Here is a 22422-nt window from a genome sequence, read left to right as displayed (position 1 = left end):
GCCGGGCCCCTTCGTCGTGGGCTCAGTGAAACTGAGGGACGATCAGGTAGATCCCGTACGCCACCACGGCCGCGCAGGCGAGGAAACACAGGGTGGCCTGGGTGAGGCCGAGGGCGAAGGTGCCGCCCTGCTGTGCGCGGGCACCCTCCAGCCGGGCAAGGCCGAGGACGCCGAGGGCGAAGACGACGACCACGGCGACGGTGGCGCCGACGCTCACCGCGGCGACCTGGCCGAGTGCGGTCCAGTCCAGATGCATGTCGGGCTCCCCGTCGCTCAGGCGGCCGTGCCGACCGTGGCCGGCGGCTCGATGCGGATGGTGACTTCGTGTGCGTCGTTGACGTTGTGCGCGTGCACCGGGTTGCGGCGCGAGATGACCACCATGCCCGCCGCGAGGGCCGCGCCGACCAGCGCGACGACCGCCGTACCGGCGTCCCCGCCGTTCTGCACGACCGCTGCGGCCAGGCCCCCGACCAGTGCGGCGGCGGGCAGGGTGATCATCCAGGCGACCGCCATCCGGCCCGCGAGGCCCCAGCGGACCTCCGCGAGCCGGCGGCCGAGACCCGCACCGAGGATGCTGCCCGAGGCCACCTGGGTGGTGGACAGGGCGAATCCGAGGTGGGCGGAGGTCAGGATGACGGTCGTGGAGGCGGTCTCTGCGGCGAAGCCCTGCGGCGACTGGATCTCGGTGAGGCCCTTGCCCATGGTGCGGATGATCCGCCAGCCGCCGAGGTAGGTGCCGAGGCCGATGGCGAGGCCCGCGGAGGCGATGACCCACAGGGGCGGGCCGGCGTCGTGGCCGAGCGCGCCCGCCGAGATCAGGGTGAGGGTGATGACGCCCATGGTCTTCTGCGCGTCGTTCGTGCCGTGGGCGAGGGAGACCAGCGAGGCGGTGGCGATCTGGCCGATGCGGAAGCCCTTGGTGACGGAGTCCTTGCGGGCCCGGTCGGTGAGCCGGTAGGCGAGGTAGGTGGCGAGCAGCGCGGCGACACCGGCCACGACCGGCGAGGCCACCGCCGGCACCAGCACCTTCTCGACGACCTTGTCGAAGTTGACGCCGTGGCTGCCCGCCCCGACCCACACGGCCCCGATCAGCCCGCCGAACAGGGCGTGCGAGGAACTCGAAGGGAGACCGACCAGCCAGGTCAGCAGATTCCACAGGATCGCGCCGACCAGCCCCGCGAAGATCATGCCCGGTGAGACGAGGGTGTCGTCCACGATGCCGCCCGAGACGGTCTTGGCGACCTCCGTGGACAGGAAGGCACCGACGACGTTGAGGACACCGCTGATCAGGACCGCCGTACGGGGAGCGAGCGCGCCGGTGGCGATGGACGTGGCCATCGCGTTCGCCGTGTCGTGGAATCCGTTGGTGAAGTCGAAGGCGAGTGCCGTGACGATGACGACCGCCACGAGGAACGTGATGTGGTCCATTCCTGAATGCAAACAAGCGCAGGCCAATGGACGGGGAACGGTGCGGCAAAGGCTGGTCAAGGTTCACGCGGGTGGCGGCGACGCGGGCCCTCTACGATCGCGCCCATGAGGATCAGCTGGACATACGCCTTCATCGACCGCCCGCGTGAGGCCTTCGCTGCCGCGTGCGACTTCTGGACGGCGGTCACGGACACCCGCCTGTCCGAACTGCGCGGGGAACAGGACGAGTTCGTCACCCTGCTCCCCGACGGCGCCGACGCGTGCCTGAAGCTGCAGGCGGCCGGTCCGGGCCCGGGTGGTGCGCACATCGACTTCTGTGTGGACGACGTACCGGAGTTCGCCGCGGCCGCGGTACGGCTCGGCGCGAGTGTGGCGGCCGACCTCGGATCACTCGTCGTGCTGCGCTCGCCCGGCGGGCAGCTGTTCTGCGCGGACCCCTGGCGCGGGCAGTCGTCACGGCCGGGCGTGGTGCGGGGCAGCCGGCTCGACCAGGTGTGCCTGGACGTCCCCGCCTCGGCCTACGGCACGGAAGTCGCCTTCTGGAGTGCGCTGCTCGACGGCTGGGAGTCGCTGCCGGGCTCCCTCCCGGAGTTCCACGTGGTCAAGCCGCCGCCCGGCCTGCCGGTCCGTCTGCTCCTGCAACGCCTCGGCGAGGAACGCCCGGCCGCCGCCCACCTCGACCTCGCCTGCGCGGACGTCACGGCGACCCGGGCCCGGCACGAGGAACTGGGGGCCGTCTTCGTGGCCGGCTTCTCCGGCTGGACGGTGATGCGCGACCCGGCGGGCGGCACGTACTGCCTGACGACCCGGGACCCGGAGACGGGCGGGCTGCGCGGCTAGGGCTCTTCAGGCGGATCGCTCTCGGTGTGCCGGGCGTCGCGACGCCGCGGGGAGCCATCAGAAGGGCGCTGGAGGGCTACGCCGCGGAGGGCCCGTCAGGAGCGCCTGGTCCAGGTACCGAACGCGCAGGCGGCGGCCCCGGCTTCCTCAGGTGGCGTCGGGCAGGGCGGCAGGTCCGGGGTCTCGTCGGGCTTCGTCTGCTCCCAGACGTACGGCCCCCGGGGCTCTGCCGCGTCCTGCGTCCACAGCGTCAGCCCGCCCGCGACGGCCACGACCACCGCCCACGCGATCACCACCCGGCGCCACACGGTGCGACGCCGCTCCCCCGCTGTCCCCATGTCTCACACGCTAGTCGCTCAACCGCGCCGCCCGAGCCCGGAGATAGCGCTGCTCGGGCAGGCTGAGGGTCTGCGCGGCCGCCGACTCGTAGGCGGCCCGGGCGGCTTCGGGCTCGCCCGCGCGCTCCAGGAGGTGACCTCGGACGGCGTTCAGGCGGTGGCCCTTCAACTCGTCGGCCAGGGCGTCCACTTCGGTGAGGCCTGCGCGCGGGCCGTGGACCATGGCGACGGCGACGGCGCGGTTGAGGCGTTCGACCGGGCCGGGGACCAGGCCGACGAGGACGTCGTACAGGCCCAGGATCTCGGCCCAGTCGGTCGACTCCGGGGAGGATGCCTCGTCGTGCACGGCGGCGATCGCGGCCCGCAGCTGGAACGGCCCCGGGCGGCCCATGGACAGGGCCCGGGTGACCAGCGCGACGCCCTCCTCGATCGCGGCCCGGTCCCAGCGGCCGCGGTCCTGCTCGTCGAGGGGGATCAGCTCGCCGTGCGGACCGCTGCGCGCGTCACGCCGGGCGTCGGTGAGCAGCATCAGCGCGAGCAGACCGGCCACCTCACAGTCACCGGGCAGCAGCCGGTGGACGGTACGGGCCAGCCGCACGGCCTCGCCCGCGAGGTCGCGGCGCTGCAGCACGGCGCCCGAGGTGGCCGTGTACCCCTCGTTGAAGATCAGGTAGAGGGTCTGCAGGACGGACGGCAGCCGCTGCTCCCAGCGGTCCGGGCGGCCGAAGCGCACGCCCCGCACCTTCTGCTTGGCCCGGCTGACGCGCTGCGCCATCGTCGCCTCCGGAACCAGATAGGCCCGGGCGATCTCCGCCGTGGTCAGTCCGCCCACGGCACGCAGCGTGAGCGCGATCTGCGCGGGCGGCGACAGGTCCGGATGACAGCACAGGAACAGCAGCGAGAGCGTGTCGTCCTCGCGGGGCGCCCGCTCACCGGGCGGCGGCGCCGTGAAGGCGTCCCGGGGTGTGAGCGCGGCCGCCCGCTCCTCGCGCTGCCGCCGGGCCTGATCACTGCGCAGGGCGTCGGTGAGCCGCCGCGAGGCGACCTTGATCAGCCAGCCACGCGGATTGCCGGGCACGCCCGCGGAGGGCCACTGCCCGGCAGCCGCGAGCAGCGCCTCCTGTACGGCGTCCTCGGCGGCGTCGAAGTGCCCGTACCGTCTGACCAGCGCACCGAGGACCTGCGGCGCGTTGCCGCGCAGCAGGTCCTCGATCTCGGGTGTGTTCCTCACCGGCACGTCCGTCGGCGTCGGGCCCTCAGATGTCCCCGGAACCGTCCATGATCGGACGGATCACCACCGGGTAGTCGGGTGCGCCGGCCGGCTGGGGGCAGCGGGCGACACGGTCGGCGATCTCCGTGACCCGCTCCAGGCTCTTGCACTCCAGGACCCAGTAGCCGGCCAGCAGCTCCTTGGTCTCGCCGTACGGCCCGTCGGTGATCACGGCCTTGCCGTCGTCACCGACGGTGACGTGCCGGGTCTGCGCCGGCTCGGCCAGGCCCTGTCCGTCGACGAGCTCGCCCGTCTCGGCCAGGTCGTTGTTGATGGCACCCATGTAGGCGAACATGGCCTGCAGCTCCTCATCGCTCCAGGCCGGGGAGTTCGCCGACGCCTTGCCGCGCATGGCTTCGTAGTCCGCCTGTGTTCCCTGCACCATGACCAGGTACTTCATGAGTCCGCTCCTTCGGCTCTCACCACCCCGGTGGGCGGCTCTTCACAGGGGACGTCGGAGCCGGGCCGCGCATCTCGACAGGTGCTCAGGAGTTTTTCGCGGCGCTTTCTCCGAGAGCCGGGTCCGGCGGGGGCGTCGCGGGCGGGGCGGTTTCACCGGGGGCCGCGGAGGCCTGCCCGGGGCGAGTGCCCTCGACGGTGTGGCCGCTGTCGGCGTCTTCCGCGTCGCGGGCCCCGCACTCGGGGTTGCGGCACGGGCCCGCCACCCATCGCGGGACCCAGGCGCCCAGCGTCTTGTGACGCCGGACGACCGTTTCCACTGGCTGTCCGCAGCTGGGACAGACGCGTTCTTCGCTGCCCATGTCCTCAGGGTAGGCCCGTGGGGGGCTCAGCGCTTCCTGCTGTACGTGCTCACCAGAGCGCCGTTTCCGAACGTGCGCGCCGACTCCAGGGTGAACTCCGAGAGCGCGAACCCGGCGGCGAACATCGGCATGCCCGAGCCGTACACCAGGGGGTAGGTCTTGATGACGAGCTCGTCGATCTCGTCGAGCAGCTCGCCGGCGACCTTCGAGCCGCCGCACAGGTAGATGCCGAACTCGCCCTCTTCCGCCTTCAGCTCGCGGACCTTGCCGACCAGGTCGTCCGCGATGATCTCCACGTTCGGGTCGGGCGACTCCGTCAGGGTGGTGGAGGCGACGTACTCGCGCAGATGGGCGTAGGGGCTGGTGATGCCTTCCTTCAGAGCCAGGTCGTAGCTGCCCCGCCCCTGGATGACGGTGTCGAACCGCCTGTTCGGCAGGTCGTCCATGCCGAGGGCCCGGCGGCCTTGGGTGGGCACGGTCTCCGGGAATTCCGCCTTGAGGAAGGCGAGGAACTCCTCGTCGACGAAACGGATCATCGCCGATCCGTCGCCGCCCGGGTCGCCGATGAAGCCGTCGAGGGAACAGGCGATGTAGTACGTGAGCTTTCGCAAGCCGGTCTCTTTCCGTGGGCTGCCGCTGTAACGACTTCAGTTGTAGTACTTCCCCTGTAGTGGTTGCAAGGGTTTTACGGCGCCCGTCGGAAGTGAGAGAAGGGGCTCCGCATGGTGGCGTACCCCGGGCGCTCCGTGTGGGCGGGCAGGCCGGAGTACCCGTGGGCATCGCCTCCGTCCACATCACTGGGCGCGCCGCGCACGGCCCGTCTCCTCGCCCTGTGCGCCCTGAGCTTCCCGGGGGTGACGAGTCCGTCGCCGTGCTGTATCCGGCCACGCTCGGGCTGCCCCTGGAGCATCTGACCCAGCCGGGCGTGCCGGCGGGCGTCCTGTCCGGTTGGGCGTGCCGGACGGGTTGGTGGAGCGGATCGTGGCGACGGTGCTGCCGGAGGAGGGCCGGGCCGACGGGGCCCTCGAGGCCCTTCCCGCTACAGGGCCCGGGCGGGCCGCTGTGGCCTGGGCTCGCGCCACATGGGCCACATCGACGGGCCGTCCGGCAGGTTGAGGACCGGGCCGGCGGGCTCGAAGCCGAGGCGCTCGTACAGTTTGCGGCTACGGGCGTTGCTGGCCTCCAGGTAGGCGGGCAGCCCCTCACGGTCGCAGCGGTCGAGGACGGTCTCGATGAGCGCGGTGCCGAGGCCCTCGCCCTGGCGGCCGGAGGCCACACCGATCATCCACAGGTACTCGTGGGCCCGCCCGGTGGGATGGATGGCGGCCGTCAGCCGGCCGATCCTCTCGATGCGCTCGTTGTCCGGGTCGACCGCCTCCCGCACCTGGGCCGGTCCTTCGTCCTCGGCGTCATGGTCGCCGTGCCCCTCGTCGGCGGGCATGGAGAGCCACAGCGCACAGGCCGAGCCGTCCCCGGTGACGTCGATGCGGCCGGCCGCGAGCACGATGTCGGTGAAGGCGGCCATGAGCCCGGGGTGCTTGGCACGGCGGTCCTCCGCGTCGGGGAAGACCCAGCCGCTCACGGGGTCGTCCTGAAACGCCTCGTCCAGAAGCCGGACGATCAGCTCCCGGTCCCCTTCGCCCGCCGTCCGGATGACCACACCCATGCCTCGCCCCTTCGCTCGTCCCGACGGGCGTTGATCGTAGGGAGGTTGGCCTTCACGGAGGGATGCGGGCAAGATCTTGGCGAGATTCGATCGAACATTTGCCCAAACTCGACCGACGTGCGGAGGGGGGCGGGCCCCGCACACCGTGGGGCAGTGCGGGACCCGCCGACCGGAGGCCGGTGGCCGTGCGGAGTCAGGAGCCGCACGGCCCCGGCGCTCCGGGGTCCGGCCCTTCGGTCGCCCGAAGGGACGTCGCTGGTGCAGCCGATCACCGGCCCGCCGGCATCGACTCCTGACGGCCGTCAGCCGCCGTCGACCATCGGCACCGACGTCCGTCAGTTGCGTCGGTCGTCGTCCACCGGCGGGCGACGACTGCTCGCGGTGGGCCACCACTGCCGCCGTTGACTGCTGTCGGCCGACAACTGCTGCGGGCCGCCGACCGATGCGCACCGCCTGCCGCTGAAAGCCGTCCACCGGCGCGAGCCGTCAACTGCTGCGCCGTGTCACGAACTCGGCGAGGGCCAGCAGGCCGCCCGCCGCCTCCGGGTCCGGCACCGCTCGGGCCAGCTGCTGCATCGCCCGGGCCATGCGGTCGGCAGCCTGGCCCTGGGCCCAGTCACGGCCGCCCGCGCGCTCCACGGTCAGGGCTATGTAATCCAGGTCCTCCTTCTCGCCGGTGCGTACGTACAGTTCGGCGAGTTCGGCCGCCGCCGGTGTGCCGGAGGCGAAGGCCGCCACCACCGGAAGCGACTTCTTCCGGGCGGCCAGGTCGGCACCGGCGGGCTTGCCGGTGCGGCGCGGGTCGCCCCATATGCCGATGACGTCGTCGATGAGCTGGAAGGCGAGCCCGGCCTCCCGGCCGAACGCGTCCAGCGCCGCCACTTCCTCGTCCGAGGCGCCCGCGTACAGTCCGCCGATCGCGCAGGCGCTTCCGAGCAGAGCGCCCGTCTTGGCCTCCGCCATGGCGAGCACCTCGTCGAGCGTGACCTCACCGGGGGCGCACCTCTCCATGGCCGTGTCCGCGTGCTGCCCCGCGCACAGTTCGACCACGCAGTCCGCGAGCCGGGCGGCGGCGGCCGAGGACGCCGGATGCGGGTCCTGGGCGAGCAGCCCCAGGGCCAAGGCCTGCAGGGCGTCCCCGGCGAGGATCGCGTCGGCGTCGCCGAACACGGACCACACGGTGGGCCGATGACGACGGGTGGCGTCCCGGTCCATCACGTCGTCGTGCAGCAGTGTGAAGTTGTGGACCAGCTCCACCGCGGCGGCCGCCCGGGCCGCCCCCGCTCGCGCCTCGGGCCCGCCGAGGGCGGCCGCCGCAGCGAGGACCAGCGCGGGCCGGATCGCCTTGCCGGAGCCCCCCTCCGCCGGGGTGCCGTCGGCCTGTTCCCAGCCGAAGTGGTAATGCGCGATCCGGCGCATCGGCCCGGGCAGCGAGCCGAGCGCGGCCCGCAGCACCGGGTCCACCTCTGCCCGGGCCCGCTCCAGCAGCATGACCGCCTCGTGCCCTTCGGCCGGTGCCGGCCCGCCGTCCCGCTGCGCCCCGACGGGCCCCCGCCTTTCCGCAGCCCCGGCCGCCTGCCGGGGCCCTGCGCCGCGCTGCCCGCCGGAGGCGAGCAGCGCGGCCTTCGTCCTGGACTCGGTGAGGGACTCACCCATGGGACCGCCTCGGAGAATGAGCGGACGGTGCCGCTGCCGCTGGGCGCGTGTCCCGAGGATGTACCCGCCCTGAGGGGCGGGGACACGGCCGGCGTACCGGGAGCGTCACCGCCAGCGGCCGATCTCGACGTTCTCCAGGACGCCGAGCGCGTCCGGTACCAGCACCGCGGCCGAGTAGTAGGCCGTGACCAGGTACTTGATGATGGCCTGTTCGTTGATGCCCATGAAGCGCACCGACAGGCTCGGCTCGATCTCGTCGGGGATGCCGGAGGCACGCAGGCCGATGACGCCCTGGTCGGCCTCGCCGGTACGCAGGGCGATGATGGACGTCGTACGGGCGTCCGAGACCGGGATCTTGTTGCACGGGAAGATCGGCACACCGCGCCAGGTCGGGATGCGGTTGCCGGCCATGTCGATGGTCTCGGGAACCAGCCCGCGCTTGTTGAGCTCGCGGCCGAACGCGGAGATGGCGCGCGGGTGGGCGAGGAGCATCTTGGTGCCGCGGCGCCTGCTGAGCAGCTCGTCCATGTCGTCCGGGCTGGGGACGCCGTCGTGCGGCTGGATCCGCTGCTCGTACTCGCAGTTGTGCAGGAGCCCGAAGTCCCGGTTGTTGATGAGCTCGTGCTCCTGGCGCTCCTTCAGCGCCTCGACCGTCAGCCGGATCTGCTGCTCGGTCTGGTTCATGGGCTGGTTGTACAGGTCGGCCACCCGCGAGTGGATGCGCAGCACGGTCTGGGCGACGCTCAGTTCGTATTCGCGGGGCCTGGCCTCGTAGTCGACGAAGGTGTGCGGGATGTCCGGCTCGCCGGAGTGGCCGGAGGAGAGGTCGATCTCCTTCTCGCCGTATTTGTTCGAGCGCTGCGAGGGGATCGAGCGGCGCTGGTGGAGGTGTTCGCGCAGGGTGTCCGAGCGTTCCGCGATCTGCGCGAACTCCTGGCGGGGCAGCACGAGCACGGTGCACGCGGTGAGGGCGCGGGCCGTGTACTCCCAGATCGCGTCCTCGTTCAGCAGCGCGTCGTCGCCGAAGTAGGCGCCGTCGGCGAGGACTCCGAGGGACTCGTCGTCCCCGTACGGTCCTGTGCCGACCTTCTCCACCCTGCCGTGCGCCAGGAGGTACACCTCCTCGGACGGGCTGCCGAACGAGGCAATCACATCGCCCGCCGGGACCTCCCGCTGCTCGCAGCGGCGGGCGATCTCGAAGAGCACCTCCTCGTCCTCGTACGACCGCAGCGCCGGCAGCTCGCCCAGCTCCGCGGGGATGATCTCGACACGGTCGCCGGTCTTGACGAACGTCAGCCGGCCGTCGCCCACCGCGAACGTCAGCCGCCGGTTCACCCGGTACGTACCACCCTGGATGTCGACCCACGGCAGCATCCGCAGCAGCCAGCGGGAGCTGATCTCCTGCATCTGTGGCACGGACTTGGTCGTGGTGGCCAGGTTCCGCGCGGCCGCCGTGCCGAGACTCTGCTGCGGCTTGGTCTGCTCCGTGCGGACCTCTTCGCCTACCGACATAGAGAACTGCCCTCCCGGTTGTGACCGACGCCCATATGCCTCGGGCATCGATGTGCACGAGCAAGCCTTCCCCACTCAACGTCGCAGTGCTATTACACGAAAGAGCGGGAATGGATCTTTGCGCTTTTGGGCAGAGGGGGGCCGTTACACGTCGAAACGGCCCGCGTCCTGGGCCCGGAGAGCCCGCGATCGGAGTCGAAACCGGGTGCACGGCCGCAGATCATCGCGTCAGCCCCGAGCCCCCTTCCTCCACTCCCGGGTGACAATGACCCGGTGACCAGCCCCGACACCCCCGGACTCGCCGCGCTGCACCCCCGGCTCCCCTCGCCGGTGCAGGAGGTCGTGGACGGCCGGTTCGAGCGCCGGGGCGTGCGGCTGCTGCTGAAGCGGGACGATCTGATCCACCCGGAGCTGATCGGCAACAAGTGGCGCAAGCTTGCGCCGAACCTGACCACCGCGGCCGGCCGTACCGTCGTCACCTTCGGCGGAGCATGGTCCAACCATCTGCGCGCGACGGCCGCGGCCGGCCGGCTGCTCGGCATTCCCACGGTCGGTGTCGTACGCGGCGACGAGCTGGCCGGCCGGCCCCTCAACCCGTCGCTGGCCCGCTGCGCGGCCGACGGCATGCGGCTGCACTTCGTCGACCGGGCGACGTACCGCCGCAAGTCCGAGCCGGGGGCCCTGGCCGGCATCCTGCGCGCGGCGGACGCCGAGGAGGCGTACGTCGTCCCCGAGGGCGGCAGCAACGCCGACGCCGTACGCGGCTGCCGGGCGCTCGGCGTCGAACTGCGCGGCCACGCCGAGTCCGTCGCCGTGGCCTGCGGCACCGGCGGCACGCTCGCGGGGCTGGCCGCCGGTCTCGCCCCCGGCCAGCGCGCCCTGGGCGTGCCGGTGCTCAAGGGCGGCTTCCTGACCGCCGGGACGGAAGCCCTGCAGCGTGCGGCCTTCGGAGGCCCGCGCGGCACCTGGAGCATGGACGACCGCTTCCACTTCGGCGGCTACGCGCGCGTGCCCGCCGAGCTCGACGCCTTCGCGGCCAACTTCGAGCACCGGCACGGCCTGCCCGTCGAACGTCTGTATGTCGCCAAGCTGCTGTACGGACTCGTCATCCTGGCCGGTGAAGGCGCCTTCCCGCGCGGGACGTCGGTGGCGGCCGTGATCACCGGCCGCCCCTTCCCCTGAGGCGCCGCTTCCGTCGCCTGAGGCGCCGCTTCCGTCGTCACGCCACCTCCCGGAAGGCCGCCGCCTCCTCCAGGTCCAGTTTGCGCAGCAGGGTCCGCAGCATCTCGTCGTCGATGTAGCGGCCGTCCCGGAGCTTGACGAACACCTCGCGCTCGGTGCCGATCATCTCCCGCGACAGTCGCCGGTAGGTGTCGTCGACGGACTCCCCGGTGATCGGGTTGGCCTGCCCGAGCCGCTCCCAGACGGCGTTGCGGCGGCGCTCCAGGACGATGCGCAGCCGGTCGGCGAGCGGGGCGGGCAGGGCGTTGCGCTCGTCGGTGAGGAGCTCGTCCAGGCGCCGCTCGGCGGCCCGGGAGGCCTGCGCCTGGGCGTTGGCCTCGGCGAGCGTCTCGGTGTGCGCGTCCCGCCCGGGGAACTTCAGCAGCCGGATCAGCGGGGGCAGGGTCAGGCCCTGCACGACCAGGGTCCCGATGACCGTCGTGAAGGTCAGGAAGAGGATCAGGTTGCGCTGCGGGAAGGGCTCCTCGCCGTCGTGCATGGTGAGCGGGATCGAGAAGGCGATGGCCAGTGAGACCACGCCCCTCATTCCGGCCCACGCGACGACGAACGGTCCCTTCCAGGTGAGGCTCTCCTCCCGGCCCCGGATCCGGGCCGACAGCAGCCGCGGCAGGAAGGCCGCCGGGTACACCCAGACGAACCGGGTGGCGACGACCACCAGGAAGACGGCGACCGCGTACCAGGCCGCGTCGACGCCCTCGTACTCCCCGAGGCCCTTCAGAACCACCGGCAGCTGCAGTCCGATCAGCGCGAACACCGCCGACTCCAGGACGAAGGCGACCATCTTCCATACCGCCTCCTCCTGCAGTCGCGTGGCGAAATCGACCTCCCACGCGCGGTGCCCCAGGTAGAGCGCGACGACCACGACGGCGAGGACGCCGGAGGCGTGCACCTGCTCGGCGACGGCGTAGGCGACGAAGGGGATCAGCAAGGACAGCGTGTTCTGCAGCAGCGCCTCCTTCACATGCGTGCGCAGCCAGTGGATCGGCGCCATCAGCAGCAGACCCACCACGACCCCGCCGACCGCCGCGAGCAGGAACTCGCCGACCCCCCCGGCCCAGGTCGCGCCCTCGCCGACAGCGGCCGCCAGGGCCACCCGGTAGGCGGTGATCGCGGTCGCGTCGTTCAGCAGGGACTCGCCCTGGAGGATCGTGGTGATCCGCGAGGGCAGCCCCACCCGTCGGGCCACCGCCGTCGCCGCGACCGCGTCCGGGGGCGCCACCACCGCCCCGAAGACCAGGGCCGCGGTCAGCGGCATGTCCGGCACGATCACGTAGAGGGCCCAGCCGACGACGAAGGTCGCGAACAGCACGTACCCGACGGACAGCATCGCGACCGGCCGCAGCTGCGCCCGCAGGTCCAGGTAGGAACTCTCGGTGGCCGCCGTGTGCAGTAGCGGGGGCAGGATGAGCGGCAGGACGATGTGCGGGTCGAGCGTGTACTCGGGCACTCCGGGGACGTAGCTGACCGCCAGCCCCACGGCCACCAGCAGCAGCGGCGCCGGCACCGGGGTGCGCCGCGCGGCCGCGGCGATCGTGGCACTGCCCGCCACGAGCAGCAGCAGTGGCATCACGTCCATCGTTCTCGCCCGCCCTCATTTTTCGACGCGGTCTTCCGCCCGACCGTCGTAACCTGGCAATCATGAAACAGTGCACGCACGCCGACGCGCTGCCGCACCCCGAACCCGGCCCGCTCAGCGGGACGTGTCCGGAGTGCTTGGCGGAGGGCCTGGACCCGGTGCAACTACGGTTGTGTCTCAGCTGTGGTCATGTCGGCTGCTGCGACTCCTCGCCGGGACGGCACGCGGCGGAGCATCATAGGGAGTCCGGTCACCCCGTGATGCGGACCCACGAGCCCGGGGAGACCTGGCGTTGGTGCTTCGTCGACCATGTCCTGGTGTGACGTGACAGCGCCCCGGCGCCGGACGGTTCGACCGTCTGACGTCTGGGTACGTCAATCCGGCGCGCGCTCTTCCCATTTGGGCCCGCCCAACCCCTAGACACGGAGCGTATCCACAGGTTTACTGTGAGTGACGACAAGGGGTTGGGGTCCCGGGGACAGGACCGTCAAGAGCGCGATAGCGTCACCGCTGAACCACGTATCGCGTTACCCCCGGGGGGCGACCCTCGGCCCTGAAACGCTTGTACCACCTTGGAGGTGAGGGTGTCCCAGATCGCAGGCGAGCCCGCGACCCAGGACTTCGTGGAAGTCCGGCTGCCGGCCGCGGGTGCCTACCTGTCGGTGCTGCGTACGGCCACGGCCGGTCTCGCGGCCCGTTTGGACTTCACCCTCGACGAGATCGAGGACCTGCGCATCGCGGTGGACGAGGCCTGCGCGATCCTGCTTCAGCAGGCCGTGCCCGGCTCGGTGCTCAGCTGTGTATTCCGCCTCGTCGACGACTCACTCGAGGTCACCGTCTCGGCACCGACCACGGATGGTCATGCCCCTTCGCGGGACACCTTCGCCTGGACCGTCCTGTCCGCTCTCGCGGGCAAGGTCTCCTCTGCCGTCGACAAGGACAAAACCGTTTCGATCAGCCTCTACAAACAGCGCGGCGCGGGACCCGGGCCGGCGTGAGGAGCGAGGACGGGCCGGTGCGGGACGAAGAGCGCGGCACACGAGAGCTGCCGGCCGAGGACACGGGCACGAGCGGCCCGAGCGGTGCCCGGCGCATGGCGGACGGCATCGACGGCATCCCCGAGCAGGCCCGCCCGCATCCCGAGGACGACTCCACGGAGGCCGTCCTCCCGGGCGGCGGGCGGCTGGACCTGGACGGTGTCGTGCGGAGTGCGCCCGCGGGCGGGGAGATCGCCGCACCCCCGGCCCCGGGGGGTCCCCCCACTCGCGAGCAGTCGAGAGTGGCGGAGGAGGCGAGGGCTCGGGGAAGGGCGACGGGCGGGACGATGAGCGAGCACGAGCGACACTCCGAGGATCAGGCACCGCGCGCACACCACACTCAAGGTGCACATCGCGGCTCACCGGACCGCAGCGGGGCGCGCGAGATGTTCCTCAAACTGCGCACCCTGAGCAGTGGCAGCCCCGAGTACGCGGAGCTGCGCAACCAGCTGGTCCGGATGCATCTGCCGCTCGTGGAGCATCTCGCGCGCCGCTTCCGCAACCGCGGCGAGCCCCTGGACGACCTCACCCAGGTCGCCACGATCGGCCTCATCAAGTCGGTCGACCGTTTCGACCCTGACCGCGGTGTGGAGTTCTCGACGTACGCGACCCCGACGGTCGTCGGCGAGATCAAGCGGCACTTCCGCGACAAGGGCTGGGCGGTGCGCGTCCCGCGCCGGCTGCAGGAGCTGCGCCTGGCGCTGACCACGGCCACGGCCGAGCTCTCGCAGCTGCACGGCCGCTCTCCCACGGTCCACGAGCTCGCCGAGAAGCTGGCCATCTCGGAAGAGGAGGTCCTGGAGGGCCTGGAGTCCGCCAACGCGTACTCCACGCTGTCCCTGGACGTCCCCGACACCGACGACGAGTCCCCGGCGGTCGCGGACACCCTCGGCGCGGAGGACGAGGCGCTGGAGGGCGTGGAGTACCGGGAGTCCCTCAAGCCGCTGCTGGAGGATCTCCCGCCGCGTGAGAAGCGGATCCTGCTGCTGCGGTTCTTCGGCAACATGACCCAGTCGCAGATCGCGCAGGAGGTCGGCATCTCGCAGATGCACGTCTCCCGGCTGCTGGCGCGCACCCTGGCGCAGCTTCGGGAGAAGCTCCTCGTCGAGGAGTGACGGCTACTTCTCCAGGTCGCCGGCGTTGCCGGGCCCGCGGATCCCGAGGGCCCGGGTCGTCTCGGGGTTCACCAGCAGCACGAGCGAGGCGACCGCCACGACCGCGAGGGCGATCCCGGCCGGAATGGCCATGCTGTCGGCCTGCAGCAGGTTGTAGGCCACCGGCAGTGCCAAGAGCTGGGTAATGACGGCCGGGCCGCGGCTCCAGCTGCGCCGGCCGAGCAGCCCGCGCGCGGCGAGCAGCGGCAGCAGCGCGAGCACGATCAGCGTGATCCCTCCGGTGACGGCCTGCTGCCTGTCGTCCGGATGACCCGTGAGGCCGAGGACGAGGATCCAGACGCCGCCGACGACCAGCCCGAGCCCCTCCAGCGCGGCCAGCAGCGCGGCGTAGGTCAGACGCCGGGGGCGGGGGCCGGTGGTTTCCTCGGTGGTGGGGATCTGCTCACTGCTCACCCCTGAAGGGTAGCCCCCGTCGTACACGCCCCCCGTGGCACGGTTCACCCCCGCTCTCTTACCTGATCCCTACCTCGGTATGGGCCCGGTACCCCCCAGTAGGTACGCTGCCAGTCATGCGTGCACTTCTCGTGGTCAATCCGGCGGCAACCACTACAAGTGCGCGCACACGCGACGTACTGATCCATGCACTCGCCAGCGAGATGAAGCTGGAGGCGGTCACCACCGAGTACCGCGGCCATGCGCGTGACCTGGGCCGGCACGCCGCGGACAGCGACGACATCGACCTGGTGGTCGCCCTCGGCGGCGACGGCACGGTCAACGAGGTGGTCAACGGCCTGCTGCACGCCGGCCCCGCTCCGGGGCATCTGCCCGGCCTCGCCGTGGTCCCGGGCGGCTCCACCAATGTCTTCGCCCGGGCCCTGGGCCTGCCCAACGACGCCGTGGAGGCCACCGGCGCCCTGCTGGACGCCCTGCGCGACGGCAGCGAACGAACCGTCGGCCTGGGGCTGACCTCGGGCACGCCGGGCACGGAGGACGAGGCGGTGCCGTCCCGCTGGTTCACCTTCAACGCGGGACTCGGCTTCGACGCCGGTGTGGTGGGTCGTGTGGAGCAGCATCGCGAACGCGGCCGGAAATCCACACACGCTCTTTACGTGCGCCAGGTCGTGCGTCAGCTCCTCGGCGAACCGAACCGCCGGAGCGGGACGATCACGCTGGAGCGGGCCGGCGAGGATCCGGTCACCGATCTGGTGCTGTCCATAGTCTCGAACACGTCACCCTGGACATTTCTGGGGAATCGCCCGATCTACGCGGCACCTAAGGCCTCGTTCGATACCGGCCTCGATCTCTTCGGCCTCAGCCGCCTGTCCACCGCGGCGGTTGCCCGGTATGGCACCCAGTTGCTCACTTCGTCCCCCGAGCGCGGACCCCGCGGTAAGCACGCCACCTCTCTGCATGACTTGACAGAGTTCACCTTGCATTCGAAGGTCCCGCTCCCCCTCCAGATGGACGGTGACCACCTGGGGCTGCGAACAAGCGTGACGTTCACAGGCGTACGCCGTGCACTGCGTGTGATTGTGTGAGCAGAACTGGCTAAAGTCCTTTCACTCGAACGTTTAGGCCAGGATCCACCCCATGGAAGTACGGCTGTGACCTAGTCGACACCGAAGAATCAAAAAAAACTTTCCAGAAGGGGTTGTATCCGCCGCTGAGGTTTGCGAGTCTCTACGTGGCGATCGAGACGGCCCGCAACACCGGCCTCCACTGATCACCAGAACCCCTCTTCAATTCACAGGACCTTCGCCGGGGAACCTGGCAGTCGGCCCTTCACTTGTTGAGGGATTCGTGAAAGCGTTCACATTCACAAGCAAGCCCTGCACGTAATACCAAGGAGAGGTAGCAGCCATGGACTGGCGTCACAACGCCGTTTGCCGCGAGGAAGACCCCGAGCTCTTCTTCCCCATCGGCAACACCGGTCCTGCGCTGCTGCAGATCGAGGAAGCCAAGGCCGTCTGCCGTCGCTGCCCTGTGATGGAGCAGTGTCTGCAGTGGGCGCTCGAGTCCGGCCAGGACTCCGGCGTCTGGGGTGGTCTCAGCGAGGACGAGCGCCGTGCCATGAAGCGCCGCGCCGCCCGCAACCGGGCCCGTCAGGCCTCCGCCTGACAACCCACCCCTGCTGACAGCCTGAGCTTGGCGGCGCGTGTGCCTGTCGGCATTACTTCGTTGACAGCGACTACGCATCTCCCGCCCCCGAGTCGCAGCGCGCAGTTCCCCCGATGCGCTTAGTTAAGCAGCAACGAGCTTTAGCCCCGGGCCACTTGGTGGCCCGGGGCTCATTGCTGTCCGGGCCCTTGTCCCCAGGCTCCGGATTCCGTCACTTCTGCGACCGCACCGGGATGTCCAGGATCACGCGGGTGCCGCGCTCCGGGGCCGGGACCATGTCAAAGGTTCCGCTCAACTCGCCCTCCACCAGGGTCCGCACGATCTGCAGCCCGAGATTGCCGGCGGTGTGCGGATCGAACCCCTCCGGCAGACCGGCCCCGCTGTCCTGGACCGTGACCAGCAGTCGGGCCTCCTTGGTCGTGCCACCGCGGACCGCGGAGACCTCTACCGTGCCGGTGTCGCCTTCACGGAAGCCGTGCTCCAGTGCGTTCTGCAGCACTTCGGTCAGCACCATCGACAGCGGCGTGGCGACCTCGGCATCGAGGATGCCGAAGCGGCCGGTGCGCCGGCACGCGACCTTGCCCGGGGAGATCTCCGCGACCATGGCCAGCACGCGGTCGGCGATGTCGTCGAACTCCACCCGCTCGTCCAGGTTCTGGGAGAGCGTCTCGTGCACGATCGCAATCGATCCGACGCGCCGCACCGCCTCTTCGAGGGCCTCGCGCCCGCGGTCGGACTCGATGCGCCGGGCCTGCAGGCGGAGCAGTGCGGCCACCGTCTGGAGGTTGTTCTTGACGCGGTGGTGGATCTCCCGGATCGTCGCGTCCTTGGTGATCAACTCGCGCTCTCGCCGACGCAGTTCGGTGACGTCGCGGAGCAGGACGAGGGACCCGATGCGGGTGCCCTTCGGCTTGAGCGGGATCGCGCGGAACTGGATGACCCCGTCCGTGGCCTCGATCTCGAACTCGCGCGGCGCCCAGCCGCTGGCGACCTTGGCGAGCGCCTCGTCCACCGGGCCCCGGGTCGGGGCGAGTTCCGCGGTGGTCCTGCCCAGATGCTGGCCGACGAGGTCGGAGGCGAGGCCGAGCCGGTGGTAGGCGGACAGGGCGTTCGGGGAGGCGTACTGGACGATGGCGTCGGCATCGAGCCGGATCAGACCGTCGCCCACGCGGGGCGAGGCGTCCATGTCGAGCTGCTGATTCGCGAACGGGAATGACCCGGCCGCGATCATCTGCGCGAGGTCGGAGGCGCTCTGCAGATAGGTGAGTTCCAGACGGCTCGGGGTACGCACGGTGAGGAGGTTGGTGTTGCGCGCGATGACGCCGAGGACGCGTCCCTCCCGCCGTACGGGGATCGACTCGACCCGGACGGGAACCTCCTCGCGCCACTCGGGGTCTCCCTCGCGCACGATGCGGCCCTCGTCGAGGGCGGCGTCCAGCATCGGGCGGCGTCCGCGCGGCACGAGGTGGCCCACCATGTCGTCCTGGTAGGACGTCGGGCCGGTGTTGGGCCGCATCTGGGCGACCGAGACATACCGGGTGCCGTCGCTGGTGGGGACCCACAGGACCAGGTCGGCGAAGGAGAGGTCGGAGAGCAGCTGCCACTCCGAGACCAGCAGGTGCAGCCACTCGAGATCGGTGTCGTCGAGGGCGGTGTGCTGGCGTACGAGTTCGTTCATGGAGGGCACGTGTGCGAGCGTACCCGGGGGTTCGTACGGCCCTGAAACACCCGCGGGCCGCGGCGCCTGAGAGGGACCCTCAACCCTCCCGGCACCGCAGCCCGGAGCAGCATCGGCCGTGGGGTGTGCGGTCCCGGTCGGCCGAAGGATGAGGAGCCGGGGCAGTCAGGGCAGAGAGCCTCGGTTCCTCGGTCCGCCTTCCTGTGCGGGGAAGACGGAGGCTGATGCGCGTTGCACACGCGCTCTCGTGACGCATTGTGGACTAGACCACTTACGGTGTCCATGCGTTGGAGGCTGTTCGTTGTTGTCAGTTCTGCGACGCGTGGCAGCACTGTCGTCCAGCAGGAAGCCTAACCCGTGTGGGTTCCTGTGCGGGGCCAGATGGACAGGGCAATTTCCGCGACCGCCTCCAGTTCCTCCCGGCTCGCCCCGTCGCGTGCCTGTTGTGACATGCCCTGGATCATCGCTCCGGTGTGACGGGCCAGGGCGGCGGCGTCGGTGGCCGGCGGCAGCACGCCGGCGGCGACGTCGGCCCTTATACGGCTCTCGAACGCGGCGATGTTGGCGTTGCGGCGGTCCCGCAACGACTGCTCCACCTCGGGGTTCGAGCAGTTCGCGGCCGCGTGGACGACGAGGCAGCCGTGCGGGTGGCCGGGTTCGGTGTACGCACCGGCGGCTTCACGCAGGGTGCGCTCGGCGGCGGCCCGCGCGGTGGGCTCCTCGGCGAGGGCGCGGTCGGTGAAGGATCCGTATCCCGTGCCGTACACACGGACGACCTCTTCGAAGAGGGACTGCTTGTCACCGAAGGCCGCGTAGAGGCTGGGGGCTCCGATGTCCATGACGCGGGTGAGGTCGGAGACGGACGTGGCCTCGTAACCGTGCTCCCAGAAGGCCAGGAGGGCCTTCTCCAGCGCGGTCTCGCGATCGAAGGAGCGAGGACGGCCGCGGGGCCTGGTCCTGGCCTTGCCGTCCCCGGCGGCTCTCGCACTCGCGGCGTCAGACCCCTTCCGGGCCCTCGCGGTTCCGTCGTCGTTCACCATGGGGTGCATTTTATAGCGGGCACTAGAGAAATGTCGGCGGGCTGCTGTACGGTCATTTGTGTAGCGACCGCTAGAAAAATGAGAAGGGGGCGCCGCCATGGGCGTGCTCACGGGCAGGACGGCACTCGTCACGGGGGCGAGCAGGGGTATCGGGCGAGGAATCGCCGAGCGGCTGGGGCGCGACGGTGCGCGGGTCGCCGTGCACTACGGCAGGAACGAGACGGCGGCGAAGGAGACGGTCGCGTCGATCGAGAGGGCCGGGGGCTCGGCGTTCGCGGTGGGCGTGGAGCTGGGGGCACCGGGGGATGCCGAGGCGTTGTGGGAGGAGTTCGACCGGCACGCGGACGGGCTGGACATCCTGGTGAACAACGCGGGGATCGGCAACACGCGGCCGATCGGGCAGTTGGACGAGGGAGAGTTCGACAAGGTCTTCGCGGTGAACGTCAAGGCACCGTTCTTCATCCTCAAGCACGGCATGACGCGCCTGCGGGACGGTGGCCGGGTCGTCAACATCTCGTCAGGGCTGGCCAGGACAGCGGTGATGCCGGACAACATGGCGTACGCGATGACGAAGGGTGCGCTGGACGTCTTCTCACGGGACCTGTCCAAGGTACTGGGGAGCCGGGGCATCACGGTGAACTCGGTGGCACCGGGGATCATCGACACCGACAACACGGCGGCACTGCTGCGCGGCAGCCCCGACGGCTGGGCCAAGGCCGCGGCAATATCGGCACTGGGCGGGGTCGGCGAGCCTGCCGAGGTCGCCGACGTGGTGGCGTTCCTGGTGTCGGACGGGGGGCGTTGGGTGACGGGGAGCTGGATGGATGTGACGGGTGGTTCGCTCACGTAGCCGTGGCGGCCTCGGCTGCGACTGAGACGCGGCTGCGGCTTGCGGCTTGCGGCTTGCGGCTTGCGGCTTGCGGCTTGCGGTCATAGTGACGCCTCGAAAGCGCCCCCGCCCTCAGCGGGTCTCCGTCACCTTCGCCAACGCCCGGGGCGCGTCCGGGTCCTGGCCCCGGGCGATGGTGACCTCGTAGGCGAGGAGCTGGAGGGGGATGATCTCCAGCACGGGCTGAACCTCCTCGGCCACGTCGTCCGTGGGCAGGACGAAACCGGCCGATGCCTGCTCGACCTGGTGCCTGGGACCGATGACGACGAGGTCGGCCCCGCGGCCGCGCAGCCGGTCCAGGACCGGCTGGAGCACTTCGCCGCCCTTGCCGTCGGTGACCACGGCGATGACCGGGGAGACGTTGTCGACCATGGCGAGCGGTCCGTGCAGCAGGTCCGCGCCGGAGTAGGAGAGCGCCGGGATGTAGCTGGTCTCCATCAGCTTGAGGGCGGCCTCCTTGGCCGTGGGGTAGCCGTAGCCGCGGGAGGTGATCACCATGCGCTCGGCGAAGCGGTAGCGGGCGGCGAGGGCGCGCACCTCGTCCTGCCGGGCGAGCAGCTGCTCGGCGAGTTCATGTCGATGTGGTACTCGGAGACGCCGGCGAGAGGTGAGTCCGGGTTGTTGGTGACGGCGAGCGTGATCGCGCCGGCCTCGCGGGCGGCCCGGGTCGAGACGACCAGGTCCGGGGAGCCGCCCGACTGGCTGACGGTGACGACGAGGACGTCGGTGAGGTCGGGCCGGGCTCCGTAGGCCGTGGTGGTGGACATCGAGGTGAGTCCGCAGGGCAGGCCGAGCCGGATCTCCAGGAGGTACTTGGCGTACAGGGCGGCGTTGTCGGAGGTGCCACGAGCGGTCAGCAGGACGAAACGGGGCGTGCGGGCGGCGATCTGCCGGGCGACGTCCTGGATGGCCGGGGCGCCCCCGGAGAGGATCCGGCGCAGGACGGTGGGCTGCTCCGCCATTTCACGGGCCATGGTCCGGCCGGGGAGCTCGCTGAGGGGGTGCGGTGTGTCGGGGGCTGTCATGGCGGGTCCTTCCTGGGCGGGGCGGCTGCAGACCCCATTTCACTCCCCGGGGCCGGACAGCGCCCGCCCGGAAGGCCCTCGCTTTCCACTCCCGAACCCTGTGCGGAGCGGCATTGTTCACCCCCTGGTGACCTGGTCGGCACGGCGGCGCTGTTCGCGTGGGAGCGGCGGCGCTCACCCTGGGAGGGACAGGCCCGCTCTGTTAGATTGGTCTAAACCACACGACCCCTCCCGGGTCCCGTCCCAGTTGAGTACTCCTCTCAGATCGGCAGGCCCAGCGTGGAAGTTGTCATCGTTCCGGACGCCAATGCGGGCGGCGAGCTCATCGCCGAGGCCATGGCCAAGCTGCTCCGCCGCAAGCCCGGCGCTGTGCTCGGCGTGGCCACCGGCTCGACGCCGCTGCCGGTGTACGAGGCGCTGGCGGCGAAGGTGCGCTCCGGTGCCGTGGACGTCGGGCGGGCGCGGATCGCGCAGCTCGACGAGTATGTGGGGCTGCCCGCCGACCATCCGGAGTCCTACCGCTCGGTGCTGCGGCGCGAGGTGCTGGAGCCGCTCGGGATCGGGATGGAGCAGTTCACGGGCCCGGACGGCACGGCTGAGGACGTGCAGGGGGCGTGCGAGGCGTACGACAAGGCCCTGTCGGACGCCGGGGGTGTGGACCTTCAGCTGCTCGGGATCGGGACCGACGGGCACATAGGGTTCAACGAGCCGTGCTCGTCGCTGGCGTCGCGGACGCGGATCAAGACGCTGACCGAGCAGACCCGCATCGACAACGCGCGCTTCTTCGACGGCGACATAGACCAGGTGCCGCACCACGTGATCACGCAGGGTATCGGCACCATCCTGGAGGCCCGGCATCTGGTGCTGCTCGCCACCGGCGAGGGCAAGGCGGACGCGGTCGCGGCGACGGTGGAAGGGCCGATCGCCGCGGTATGCCCCGCGTCCGCGCTCCAGCTCCACCCGCATGCGACCGTCGTCGTCGACGAGGCCGCCGCGTCGAAGCTGAAGCTGGCGGACTACTTCCGGCACACCTACGCCAACAAGCCGGAGTGGCAGGGGATCTGAGGCCTCCGGCCGGCACCGGACGGCTTCCGCGCTCCCCTGCGGCCCGACCTGGACAACAGGCCCTAGCTGTATTGACCCGCAGCGTTGTTGACGCGGGTGATGGGTGGCTGGCCTGCGAGTGCGGTGTGGCAGCGGTGGTGGTTGTAGGTGTGGAGGAAGTCTGCCA

22 protein-coding genes and 2 pseudogenes are annotated in these 22422 nt (G+C 70.9%); 9 read left to right on the top strand and 15 right to left on the bottom strand.

Features of this window, described 5'->3' with window-relative positions; translation table 11 throughout:
• Positions 1–22: 22 nt before the first annotated feature.
• Together IO24_RS0128760 and IO24_RS0128755 are read right to left on the bottom strand one after the other, a co-directional pair.
• On the bottom strand, positions 23–256 hold the full coding sequence (locus tag IO24_RS0128760; RefSeq protein ID WP_031140562.1) for a hypothetical protein: 234 nt from the start codon (positions 254–256) through the stop codon (positions 23–25).
• A gap of 17 nt (positions 257–273) precedes the next feature.
• Positions 274–1428 (bottom strand): inorganic phosphate transporter, encoded by a 1155-nt coding sequence (locus tag IO24_RS0128755; RefSeq protein WP_031140560.1) that lies wholly within the window; start codon positions 1426–1428, stop codon positions 274–276.
• Between the two features lie 105 nt (positions 1429–1533).
• On the opposite strand from IO24_RS0128755, the gene IO24_RS0128750 reads away from it, so the two are divergent.
• On the top strand, positions 1534–2268 hold the full coding sequence (locus IO24_RS0128750; RefSeq protein WP_031140558.1) for a VOC family protein: 735 nt from the start codon (positions 1534–1536) through the stop codon (positions 2266–2268).
• Between the two features lie 95 nt (positions 2269–2363).
• On the opposite strand, the gene IO24_RS0128745 is transcribed toward IO24_RS0128750, so the two are convergent.
• From IO24_RS0128745 to IO24_RS0128710, 7 genes are all read right to left on the bottom strand, one after another.
• Positions 2364–2606, bottom strand: a complete 243-nt coding sequence (locus tag IO24_RS0128745) for a hypothetical protein (protein WP_031140556.1) — start codon at positions 2604–2606, stop codon at positions 2364–2366.
• 10 nt (positions 2607–2616) lie between these two features.
• Positions 2617–3837: an RNA polymerase sigma factor gene (locus IO24_RS0128740; RefSeq protein WP_031140553.1), complete on the bottom strand. Its 1221-nt coding sequence runs from the start codon at positions 3835–3837 to the stop codon at positions 2617–2619.
• Between the two features lie 25 nt (positions 3838–3862).
• Complete coding sequence (locus tag IO24_RS0128735) at positions 3863–4276, bottom strand: YciI family protein (RefSeq protein ID WP_031140550.1); 414 nt, start codon at positions 4274–4276, stop codon at positions 3863–3865.
• A 387-nt stretch (positions 4277–4663) separates the two neighbouring features.
• Entirely contained in the window at positions 4664–5248 is a 585-nt protein-coding gene (locus tag IO24_RS0128730) for a dihydrofolate reductase family protein (RefSeq protein WP_031140547.1), read from the bottom strand.
• 428 nt (positions 5249–5676) lie between these two features.
• Positions 5677–6303, bottom strand: a complete 627-nt coding sequence (locus IO24_RS0128720) for a GNAT family N-acetyltransferase (RefSeq protein ID WP_031140541.1) — start codon at positions 6301–6303, stop codon at positions 5677–5679.
• Positions 6304–6789: 486 nt separating this feature from the next.
• Positions 6790–7959: a family 2 encapsulin nanocompartment cargo protein polyprenyl transferase gene (locus IO24_RS0128715; protein WP_031140539.1), complete on the bottom strand. Its 1170-nt coding sequence runs from the start codon at positions 7957–7959 to the stop codon at positions 6790–6792.
• A gap of 105 nt (positions 7960–8064) precedes the next feature.
• Positions 8065–9471, bottom strand: a complete 1407-nt coding sequence (locus IO24_RS0128710) for a family 2B encapsulin nanocompartment shell protein (RefSeq protein WP_031140536.1) — start codon at positions 9469–9471, stop codon at positions 8065–8067.
• Between the two features lie 273 nt (positions 9472–9744).
• Here IO24_RS0128710 and IO24_RS0128705 point away from each other — a divergent pair, with 273 nt between their 5' ends.
• Positions 9745–10653 (top strand): 1-aminocyclopropane-1-carboxylate deaminase/D-cysteine desulfhydrase, encoded by a 909-nt coding sequence (locus tag IO24_RS0128705; protein WP_031140534.1) that lies wholly within the window; start codon positions 9745–9747, stop codon positions 10651–10653.
• A gap of 37 nt (positions 10654–10690) precedes the next feature.
• Here IO24_RS0128705 and IO24_RS0128700 read toward each other — a convergent pair whose 3' ends face one another.
• Complete coding sequence (locus IO24_RS0128700) at positions 10691–12289, bottom strand: Na+/H+ antiporter (protein ID WP_031140532.1); 1599 nt, start codon at positions 12287–12289, stop codon at positions 10691–10693.
• A 62-nt stretch (positions 12290–12351) separates the two neighbouring features.
• Between IO24_RS0128700 and IO24_RS43480 the strand changes: the two genes are divergently transcribed.
• From IO24_RS43480 to IO24_RS41070, 3 genes are all read left to right on the top strand, one after another.
• Positions 12352–12612, top strand: coding sequence for a UBP-type zinc finger domain-containing protein (locus IO24_RS43480; protein WP_078899408.1), 261 nt, complete (start codon positions 12352–12354; stop codon positions 12610–12612).
• A gap of 261 nt (positions 12613–12873) precedes the next feature.
• Entirely contained in the window at positions 12874–13287 is a 414-nt protein-coding gene (locus tag IO24_RS0128695) for an ATP-binding protein (protein WP_003992877.1), read from the top strand.
• A 17-nt stretch (positions 13288–13304) separates the two neighbouring features.
• Positions 13305–14441 (top strand): RNA polymerase sigma factor SigF, encoded by a 1137-nt coding sequence (locus tag IO24_RS41070; RefSeq protein ID WP_078899407.1) that lies wholly within the window; start codon positions 13305–13307, stop codon positions 14439–14441.
• 3 nt (positions 14442–14444) lie between these two features.
• Here IO24_RS41070 and IO24_RS0128685 read toward each other — a convergent pair whose 3' ends face one another.
• Complete coding sequence (locus IO24_RS0128685; RefSeq protein ID WP_031140527.1) at positions 14445–14894, bottom strand: hypothetical protein; 450 nt, start codon at positions 14892–14894, stop codon at positions 14445–14447.
• 116 nt (positions 14895–15010) lie between these two features.
• Here IO24_RS0128685 and IO24_RS0128680 point away from each other — a divergent pair, with 116 nt between their 5' ends.
• Both IO24_RS0128680 and IO24_RS0128675 read left to right on the top strand, forming a co-directional pair.
• Entirely contained in the window at positions 15011–15979 is a 969-nt protein-coding gene (locus IO24_RS0128680) for a diacylglycerol/lipid kinase family protein (protein ID WP_031140525.1), read from the top strand.
• A gap of 322 nt (positions 15980–16301) precedes the next feature.
• The gene (locus IO24_RS0128675) at positions 16302–16559 is read left to right on the top strand and encodes a WhiB family transcriptional regulator (RefSeq protein WP_016639615.1); all 258 of its coding nucleotides are present in this window, start codon (positions 16302–16304) and stop codon (positions 16557–16559) included.
• Positions 16560–16770: 211 nt separating this feature from the next.
• On the opposite strand, the gene IO24_RS0128670 is transcribed toward IO24_RS0128675, so the two are convergent.
• Together IO24_RS0128670 and IO24_RS0128665 are read right to left on the bottom strand one after the other, a co-directional pair.
• Positions 16771–18237: a sensor histidine kinase gene (locus IO24_RS0128670; protein WP_031140524.1), complete on the bottom strand. Its 1467-nt coding sequence runs from the start codon at positions 18235–18237 to the stop codon at positions 16771–16773.
• 350 nt (positions 18238–18587) lie between these two features.
• Complete coding sequence (locus tag IO24_RS0128665) at positions 18588–19277, bottom strand: TetR/AcrR family transcriptional regulator (RefSeq protein ID WP_031140522.1); 690 nt, start codon at positions 19275–19277, stop codon at positions 18588–18590.
• Between the two features lie 97 nt (positions 19278–19374).
• Between IO24_RS0128665 and IO24_RS0128660 the strand changes: the two genes are divergently transcribed.
• Entirely contained in the window at positions 19375–20127 is a 753-nt protein-coding gene (locus IO24_RS0128660) for an SDR family oxidoreductase (RefSeq protein WP_031140520.1), read from the top strand.
• 111 nt (positions 20128–20238) lie between these two features.
• On the opposite strand, the pseudogene IO24_RS41065 reads toward IO24_RS0128660, so the two are convergent.
• A pseudogene (locus tag IO24_RS41065) lies at positions 20239–21191 on the bottom strand (SIS domain-containing protein).
• A gap of 279 nt (positions 21192–21470) precedes the next feature.
• Between IO24_RS41065 and nagB the strand changes: the two are divergent.
• Complete coding sequence (gene nagB / locus IO24_RS0128650) at positions 21471–22256, top strand: glucosamine-6-phosphate deaminase (protein WP_031140519.1); 786 nt, start codon at positions 21471–21473, stop codon at positions 22254–22256.
• Positions 22257–22318: 62 nt separating this feature from the next.
• Here the strand turns inward: nagB and IO24_RS44635 are convergent.
• Positions 22319–22422 (bottom strand): annotated as a pseudogene (locus IO24_RS44635) (IS481 family transposase); the annotation flags it as partial.

Source organism: Streptomyces flavovariabilis (assembly GCF_000725785.1).
Taxonomy (GTDB): Bacteria; Actinomycetota; Actinomycetes; order Streptomycetales; family Streptomycetaceae; genus Streptomyces; species Streptomyces hawaiiensis.
Note: the sequence above shows the minus strand (reverse complement) of the source record. Positions and strands in the feature narration are given on the sequence as shown.

What these genes read in the sequence shown, in the direction of transcription:
- IO24_RS0128745 (WP_031140556.1), bottom strand. Translation starts at nt 2,606, where the DNA reads ATGGGGACAGCGGGGGAGCGGCGTCGCACCGTGTGGCGCCGGGTGGTG.
- IO24_RS0128760 (WP_031140562.1), bottom strand. Translation starts at nt 256, where the DNA reads ATGCATCTGGACTGGACCGCACTCGGCCAGGTCGCCGCGGTGAGCGTC.
- IO24_RS0128675 (WP_016639615.1), top strand. Translation starts at nt 16,302, where the DNA reads ATGGACTGGCGTCACAACGCCGTTTGCCGCGAGGAAGACCCCGAGCTC.
- IO24_RS0128715 (WP_031140539.1), bottom strand. Translation starts at nt 7,959, where the DNA reads ATGGGTGAGTCCCTCACCGAGTCCAGGACGAAGGCCGCGCTGCTCGCC.
- IO24_RS0128710 (WP_031140536.1), bottom strand. Translation starts at nt 9,471, where the DNA reads ATGTCGGTAGGCGAAGAGGTCCGCACGGAGCAGACCAAGCCGCAGCAG.
- IO24_RS0128680 (WP_031140525.1), top strand. Translation starts at nt 15,011, where the DNA reads ATGCGTGCACTTCTCGTGGTCAATCCGGCGGCAACCACTACAAGTGCG.
- IO24_RS0128720 (WP_031140541.1), bottom strand. Translation starts at nt 6,303, where the DNA reads ATGGGTGTGGTCATCCGGACGGCGGGCGAAGGGGACCGGGAGCTGATC.
- IO24_RS0128735 (WP_031140550.1), bottom strand. Translation starts at nt 4,276, where the DNA reads ATGAAGTACCTGGTCATGGTGCAGGGAACACAGGCGGACTACGAAGCC.
- IO24_RS0128755 (WP_031140560.1), bottom strand. Translation starts at nt 1,428, where the DNA reads ATGGACCACATCACGTTCCTCGTGGCGGTCGTCATCGTCACGGCACTC.
- IO24_RS0128660 (WP_031140520.1), top strand. Translation starts at nt 19,375, where the DNA reads ATGGGCGTGCTCACGGGCAGGACGGCACTCGTCACGGGGGCGAGCAGG.
- IO24_RS0128665 (WP_031140522.1), bottom strand. Translation starts at nt 19,277, where the DNA reads ATGGTGAACGACGACGGAACCGCGAGGGCCCGGAAGGGGTCTGACGCC.
- IO24_RS0128700 (WP_031140532.1), bottom strand. Translation starts at nt 12,289, where the DNA reads ATGGACGTGATGCCACTGCTGCTGCTCGTGGCGGGCAGTGCCACGATC.
- IO24_RS43480 (WP_078899408.1), top strand. Translation starts at nt 12,352, where the DNA reads ATGAAACAGTGCACGCACGCCGACGCGCTGCCGCACCCCGAACCCGGC.
- IO24_RS0128670 (WP_031140524.1), bottom strand. Translation starts at nt 18,237, where the DNA reads ATGAACGAACTCGTACGCCAGCACACCGCCCTCGACGACACCGATCTC.
- IO24_RS0128750 (WP_031140558.1), top strand. Translation starts at nt 1,534, where the DNA reads ATGAGGATCAGCTGGACATACGCCTTCATCGACCGCCCGCGTGAGGCC.